Annotated in this window: 6 protein-coding genes; 1 reads left to right on the forward strand and 5 read right to left on the reverse strand. The window is 72.9% G+C overall.

Annotation, left to right across the window (positions count from 1 at the left end; all coding sequences use genetic code 11):
* Positions 1–110 precede the first annotated feature (110 nt).
* Genes AB0D27_RS19515 through AB0D27_RS19535 form a run of 5 tightly spaced genes read right to left on the reverse strand, consistent with a single transcriptional unit; the run spans position 111 to position 5,574 of the window.
* On the reverse strand, positions 111–908 hold the full coding sequence (locus AB0D27_RS19515; RefSeq protein WP_362509929.1) for a type III pantothenate kinase: 798 nt from the start codon (positions 906–908) through the stop codon (positions 111–113).
* 7 nt (positions 909–915) lie between these two features.
* Positions 916–1,893 carry a carboxylating nicotinate-nucleotide diphosphorylase gene (nadC, locus tag AB0D27_RS19520; protein ID WP_362509932.1) on the reverse strand — a complete coding sequence of 326 codons (978 nt, stop codon included), beginning with the start codon at positions 1,891–1,893 and terminating at the stop codon, positions 916–918.
* Between the two features lie 5 nt (positions 1,894–1,898).
* Positions 1,899–3,659 carry an L-aspartate oxidase gene (locus AB0D27_RS19525; protein WP_362509935.1) on the reverse strand — a complete coding sequence of 587 codons (1,761 nt, stop codon included), beginning with the start codon at positions 3,657–3,659 and terminating at the stop codon, positions 1,899–1,901.
* Positions 3,656–4,648 carry a pantoate--beta-alanine ligase gene (gene panC, locus AB0D27_RS19530; RefSeq protein ID WP_362509938.1) on the reverse strand — a complete coding sequence of 331 codons (993 nt, stop codon included), beginning with the start codon at positions 4,646–4,648 and terminating at the stop codon, positions 3,656–3,658. The genes AB0D27_RS19525 and panC overlap by 4 nt, the downstream gene beginning before the upstream one ends.
* On the reverse strand, positions 4,645–5,574 hold the full coding sequence (locus AB0D27_RS19535; RefSeq protein WP_362509941.1) for a DUF2520 domain-containing protein: 930 nt from the start codon (positions 5,572–5,574) through the stop codon (positions 4,645–4,647). The genes panC and AB0D27_RS19535 overlap by 4 nt, the downstream gene beginning before the upstream one ends.
* Before the next feature lie 172 nt (positions 5,575–5,746).
* Between AB0D27_RS19535 and AB0D27_RS19540 the strand changes: the two genes are divergently transcribed.
* Positions 5,747–6,970 (forward strand): beta-eliminating lyase-related protein, encoded by a 1,224-nt coding sequence (locus AB0D27_RS19540; protein WP_362509944.1) that lies wholly within the window; start codon positions 5,747–5,749, stop codon positions 6,968–6,970.
* The last annotated feature ends 122 nt before the right edge of the window (positions 6,971–7,092 follow it).

The raw sequence follows: 7,092 nt of genomic DNA on the forward strand, positions 1-7,092 counted from the left end.
AGGACGAGCGCGAAGCGCGACAAGGGGGGTCTGGGGGCGCAGCCCCCAGGGACGGGAAGGGTAGGGGCGGCGGGGGCGAAAACCCGTTGTGGCGCCACCGCCGCGGATCCTCACGTACGCGACACGTTCCGCTCGTACACCAGTCGCAGCCCGATCAGCGTCAGCCACGGCTCATGCTCGTCGATGACGGAGGACTCCCCCAGAACCATCGGCGCCAAGCCGCCCGTGGCGATGACGGTCACGTCGTCGGGATCGTCGGCGAGTTCCCGCGCCATCCGGTTCACGACCCCGTCGACCTGCCCCGCGAACCCGTAGATGATGCCGGACTGCATCGCCTCGACGGTGTTCTTGCCGATCACCGCCCGCGGCCGGGCCACCTCGATCTTCCGCAGCTGCGCCCCCTTGACGCCGAGCGCGTCGACGGAGATCTCGATACCGGGAGCGATGACACCGCCGATGTACTCGCCCCGCGCGCTGACCGCGTCGAACGTCGTCGCCGTACCGAAGTCGACGACGATGGCGGGCCCCCCGTAGAGCTCGACCGCCGCCACGGAGTTGATGATGCGGTCCGCGCCGACCTCCTTGGGGTTGTCCGTGAGGATCGGCACGCCCGTCTTGACGCCGGGCTCGACGAGGACGGCGGGCACGTCGCCGTAGTAGCGCCGGGTCACCTCGCGCAGTTCGTGCAGCACGGACGGGACGGTGGCACAGATCGCGATGCCGTCGATGCCGTCGCCGAGCTCCTCGCCGAGCAGCGGGTGCATGCCCATGAGGCCCTGGAGGAGTACGGCGAGCTCGTCGGCCGTGCGGCGGGAGTCGGTGGAGATGCGCCAGTGCTCCACGATCTCCTCGCCGTCGAAGAGGCCGAGGACGGTGTGGGTGTTGCCCACGTCGATGGTCAGCAGCATGTCCCGGTTACTCCGCCGCTCGCAGGTCGAGGCCGATGTCCAGGATCGGGGACGAGTGGGTCAGCGCGCCCACCGCCAGGAAGTCGACGCCCGTCTTCGCATAGGTCTCGGCGTCGGCGAGGGTGAGCCGCCCCGAGGCCTCCAGCAGGGCCCGGCCGCCGACGAGGGCCACCGCCTCCTCGCACTCCAGGGGCGTGAAGTTGTCCAGAAGGATCAGGTCGGCGCCCGCGTCCACGACCTCGCGCAGCTGATGCAGCGTGTCCACCTCGACCTCGATCGGGACCTCCGGGAAGGCCTCCCGTACGGCCTCGAAGGCCTGCGCCACACCGCCCGCGGCGACCACGTGGTTGTCCTTGACCAGCGCGGCGTCCGAGAGCGACATGCGGTGGTTGACGCCGCCGCCGCAGCGCACCGCGAACTTCTCCAGGGAGCGCAGACCCGGCGTCGTCTTGCGGGTGTCCCGCACGCGCGTGTTCGTGCCCTCCAGGGCGTCCGCCCACGCGCGCGTCGCGGTCGCGATGCCGGAGAGACGGCACACCAGGTTCAGCGCACTGCGTTCGGCCGTCAGCAGGTCGCGGGTGCGGGTCGTGACGCTCAGGAGCCTCTGTCCGGCCTCCACCCGGTCGCCGTCGTCGACGTGCCGCTCGACCTCGAACTCGTCGGTGCAGACCACGGAGATGACCGCCTCGGCCACCCGCAGGCCCGCGACGACGCCCGCGTCCCTGGCGGTGAAGTCGGCGGTGGAGACGGCGTCCTCGGGGATGGTCGCGACGGTCGTCACGTCCACGCCGTGGTCGAGGTCCTCCTGGATGGCCACGTTCGCGATGTCCTCGACCTCGAGGGGATCGAGACCGGCGTCGGCCAGGAGCTGGGCGAGCGCGGGGTCGAGGCCGCACTCCATGTACGAATCGTCCAGGTCGGCGCCGCAGCCGCAGCCGTCGCCGCAGCCGCCGCTCTGGGCGAGGGGAAGGTCGGGGGTGCTCACGTCGGTCACTGCTCCTGGGGACGGGACTGGGGCGCCCGGTGGGGCTGCCGGGTCGGGGGGAAGTCTGCTGTGTCGGTGGTGTGTACGGCGAGCGTCCGGTCGGGATTCAGCCGTACGACGATGTGGCGGCGCCAGTCCGAGTCGTCCCGGTCGGCGTGGTCCTCGCGCCAGTGGCAGCCTCGGGTCTCCTCCCGCAGAAGGGCGGCGGCGACCAGGACGCGGGCCACGCACAGGAGGTTGGTGGCCTCCCAGGTGTCGACGCCGGGCTCGGAGGTCTTGCCGTTCTCGTCGAGGGCGTCGCGGGCGTCGGTGTGCAGCCGCTGGAGCTGGTCGGCGGCCATCGCGAGGGAGTCGGCGGAGCGCAGCACACCGGCGCCGTCAGTCATGATCCGCTGGATGGCGAACCGTGCCTCGGGGGCGAGCAGCGGGTGCGCGGGCTTCTCGGGGTGCGGGACCGGTACGGGAACGCGCGCGTGGAGGCCGTCTTCCGACCGGCTCTCGGCGATGTCGGCGGCGATGCGCTCGGCGTAGACCAGGCCCTCCAGGAGGGAGTTGGAGGCCAGCCGGTTGGCGCCGTGTACGCCCGTGCAGGCGACCTCGCCGCACGCGTACAGGCCCGGCACCGTGGTGCGGCCCCGCGCGTCGGTGCGGACTCCTCCGGAGGCGTAGTGGGCGGCCGGGGCGACCGGGACGGGCCCGGTCACCGGGTCGATGCCGTGGGCACGGCAGGCGGCGAGGATCGTCGGGAAGCGGTGCTCCCACATGTCGGCGCCGAAGTGCCGGGCGTCGAGGAACATGTGCTCGGCGTCCTGCTCCTGCATGCGGCGCATGATGCCCTTGGCGACGATGTCCCGGGGGGCCAGTTCGGCCAGTTCGTGCTGGCCCACCATGAAGCGCACGCCGTCCGCGTCGACCAGATGGGCGCCCTCGCCGCGTACCGCCTCGGACACCAGCGGCTGCTGGCCCTCCGCGTCCGGGCCGAGAAAGAGCACCGTCGGGTGGAATTGCACGAATTCGAGGTCGGAGATCTCGGCGCCCGCACGCAGGGCCAGCGCGACCCCGTCACCGGTCGACACGGACGGGTTGGTGGTCGCCGAGAAGACCTGGCCCATGCCGCCGGTGGCGAGGACCACGGCGGGGGCGTACACGGCTCCCACACCGTCGTGCTGGCCCTCTCCCATCACGTGGAGGGTGACACCCGCGGTGCGGCCGTCGGTGTCCGTGAGGAGGTCCAGGACGAGCGCGTTCTCGACCGTGCGCAGGCCACGCGCGCGTACCGCCTCGACCAGGGCGCGGGAGATCTCGGCCCCGGTCGCGTCGCCGCCGGCGTGCGCGATGCGGCGGCGGTGGTGGCCGCCCTCGCGGGTGAGTTCCAGCTCGCCTTCGGTGGACTCGTCGAAGTGCGCGCCGGTCGCGATGAGGCGGCGTACGGCGTCGGGGCCCTCGGTGACGAGGATGCGTACGGCCTCCTCGTCGCACAGGCCGGCGCCCGCCACGAGGGTGTCGTCGAGGTGCTGCTCGGGGGTGTCGCCGTCGCCGAGGGCCGCGGCGATGCCGCCCTGCGCCCACCGGGTGGATCCGTCGTCGAGGCGGGCCTTGGTGACGACGACGGTCCTCAGGCCCGCTGCCTCGCAGCGCAGGGCCGCGGTGAGGCCCGCCACCCCGGAGCCGACGACCACGACGTCCGCGGTGAGGGCCCAGCCGGGGGCGGGCGCGTGCAGCCGTATGCCGGTACCAGTACCAGGACCTGTGCCATTGCCGGTCACGAGGCGGCTCCGAAGGTGAGGGGGATGTTGTCGATCAGCCGGGTCGTCCCGACCCGGGCGGCGACGGCGAGGACCGCCTCGCCGGTGAAGTCGTCGCCGACCTCCGTGAAATCGGCGGGGTCGACCAGGGCCAGGTAGTCCAGGGCCAGCGGCGGCTGTGTGCGGGCCGCCTCGTCGAGGACCAGCCGGGCGGCGGCGCGGACTCCCACGGGGCCGCCGGGGGCGGCCTTGGCGACTGCGTGCGCGTCGGCCGCGGCGCGGGATTCGCCTATGGCGCTGAGGGCCTCGGCACGCGCGCGCGTGGCGGGCACTTCGCGGGCACGCGCGCGCAGTGCCTCCTGGGCGGCATGCCGGTCGCGGCCCGCGAACAGCGCCTGTGAGAGGGCGAGCGCGGTGCGCCGCTCCTCGGGCGAGAGGTAGCGGTTGCGGCTGGAGAGGGCGAGCCCGTCCTCCTCGCGCACGGTGGGTACGCCGACGATCTCCACGCCGAAGTTCAAGTCGCGCGCCATGCGCCGGATCAGGGCGAGCTGCTGGGCGTCCTTCTGCCCGTACAGCGCCACGTCGGGCCGGGTGAGGTGCAGCAGTTTGGCGACGACCGTGAGCATGCCGTCGAAGTGCCCGGGGCGTACGGCTCCCTCCAGGCGCTCGCCCATGGGGCCCGCGCTGACGCGGACCTGGGGCTCGCCTCCGGGGTAGACCTCGTCCACGGAGGGGGCGAACAGTGCGTCCGCGCCCGCCTCTTCGGCGATCTTCAGGTCGGCCTCGAGGGTGCGCGGGTAGCGGTCCAGGTCCTCGCCCTTGCCGAACTGGAGCGGGTTCACGAAGACGGTGACGACCACTTCGCCCCGCTCCCCGGCGATCTCGCGGGCGGTGCGGACCAGCGTGGCGTGGCCCTCGTGGAGGGCGCCCATGGTCATCACGACGGCGCGGCGGCCTTCACGCGTGCGTGCGCGCAGTTCCTCGGCGGTACGCAGCAGGGCGGTGGTCATCGGGCGTCTCCCTCGGTCCCGTCGGTCCCGTTGGCGAGTACCCCCAGCAGGTCCTCGGCGAGTTCCGGCTTGAGCATGCCGTGGGCGAGGGCGCGGTCGGCGGTCGCGCGAGCCATCGCCAGATAGCCGGCGACGGTCTGCGGGGCGTGCTTGCGCAACTCGGCGACGTGCGCGGCGACCGTGCCCGCGTCCCCGCGCGCGACGGGGCCGGTGAGGGCCGCGTCGCCCGACCTGAGGGCATTGTCCAGGGCGGCGCCGAGCAGCGGGCCCAGCATCCGGTCGGGGGCCTCCACGCCGGCGGCGCGCAGCAGCTCCATGGACTCGGCGACCAAGGTCACCAGGTGGTTGGCACCCAGCGCGAGGGCCGCGTGGTAGAGCGGCCGGGATTCCTCGGCGATCCACTCGGGCTCGCCGCCCATCTCGATCACCAGGGCCTCGGCGGCCAGCCGCAGCTCCTCGGGCGCGGTGACCCCGAAGGAGCAGCCAACGAGGCGCTGTACGTCGACGGGGGTACCGGTGAACGTCATCGCGGGATGCAGTGCGAGCGGCAGCGCGCCCGCCCTGAGCGCCGGGTCGAGCACCCGCGCGCCGTACCGCCCGGAGGTGTGCACGAGCAGCTGCCCAGGCCGTACGGCCCCCGTCTCGGCGAGCCCCTCGACGAGGCCCGGCAGGGCGTCGTCCGGGACGGTCAGCAACACCAGCTCCGCGCGCTCCATGACCTGCGCCGGGGACACCAGCGGCACGTCGGGCAGTAGCTGCGCGGCCCGTCGCTTGGAGGCGTCGGAGACCCCGGAGACGGCGACCGGGCGGTGCCCGGCGAGCTGGAGGGCCGCGGCGAGCGCGGGGCCGACACGGCCGGCGCCGACAACGCCGACGGTGAGCCGCGCGGGGCGGTCCTTGGGGTCTGGCTGTGGGGATGTACTCACTCGACGGCGGCCTTCCGTTCCAGTCCGCTCGGGGTACCGGACGATTTCTCGTCATGTTAACGCGATCGGTTCGAGGACCGTTCGGTTGTCCACAGGCTGTGGGTTTTCCGCAGGTCGTGGAGGTGCGGAAATCGGGGTGACCGGGCGGGCGGGCCCGCGACATCATCCAGGCATGAGCGATACGGCGGCGGAGACCGAGAAAGACCCCGCGGAGCGGCCCGCGGACGAGACGGCCCAACAAGCCCTCGAGGAGACGGCGAAGCTGTCTCCGGAGCAGCGCTTCGAGCGGCGCGCTGTCGCCTGGAAGGCGGCGGAGCGGGTGCTGTGGCGGCCCAGCTACCAGCAGACGCTCCGCGAGCGCATGGCCTGGCTGAACGACGGCGCCGAGGGCGTCTACAACCTCGACCACCGCGTCGACATGTACGGCGACGGGCTCGTCGAATCCCTGGAGGAGCGGGTCGCGGGCCTGCTCGGCAAGGAGGCCGCCGCCTTCTTCCCCACCGGCACGATGGCCCAGCAGGTCGCCCTGCGCTGCTGGGCGGGCCGCACCGGCGACCACACCGTCGCCATGCACGCGCTCAGCCATCCGGAAGTCCATGAGCGGAACGCGTTCAGCCAGGTCAGCGGCTTGCGTCCGGTCCGGGTGACGGACGCGCCACGACTGCCGACCGCCGAGGAGATACGGGACTTCGATGAGCCTTTCGGGACGCTGATGCTGGAACTGCCGCTCAGGGACGCCGGTTTCCTCCTGCCCTCCTGGGAGGAGCTTTCCGACGTCGTGGAGGCCGCCCGGGAACGCGACGCGGTCGTCCACTTCGACGGGGCCCGGCTGTGGGAGTGCACCCGGCACTTCGGCCGCCCCCTGGACGAGATCGCGGGCCTCGCGGACAGCGTCTATGTGTCGTTCTACAAGTCGCTCGAGGGCTTCGGCGGCGCGGCGATCGCGGGCCCGAAGACGCTGATCGACGAGGCGAAGACCTGGCGGCACCGGTACGGCGGCATGATCATCCAGCAGTTCCCGACAGCCCTGGCCGCGCTCATCGGCCTGGCGCGGGAGCTGCCCCGGCTGCCGGAATACGTGGCCCACGCGCGCGTGGTCGCCGCCGCCCTGCGCGAGGGGTTCACGGAGGCCGAAGTGCCGTGGGTGCGCGTCCACCCCGAGGAGCCGCACACCCACCAGTTCCAGATCTGGCTGCCGTACGAGCCGGACGCCCTCGGGGACGCGGGGCTGCGGCAGGTCGAGGAGACGAAGACCGGCCTCTTCGCCCAGCGCTGGTCCCATGGCGGCCCTGGGCTGGCGTTCACCGAGGTCACGGTGGCGGCGCCGGGCCTGGAGTGGACGGCCGACGACGTCAAGGCGGCCGTACGGGACTTCGTGGAGCGACTGCCCGGCTGAGGGACCCTCCGGGCCGTACGGGACTCGTGGAGCGACTGCCCGGCTGAGGGACCCTCCGGGCCGTACGGGACTCGTGGAGCGACTGCCCGGCTGAAGGACCCTCCGGGCCGTACGGGACTCGT

The organism is Streptomyces sp. NPDC048415, assembly GCF_040651675.1.
Classification (GTDB): domain Bacteria; phylum Actinomycetota; class Actinomycetes; order Streptomycetales; family Streptomycetaceae; genus Streptomyces.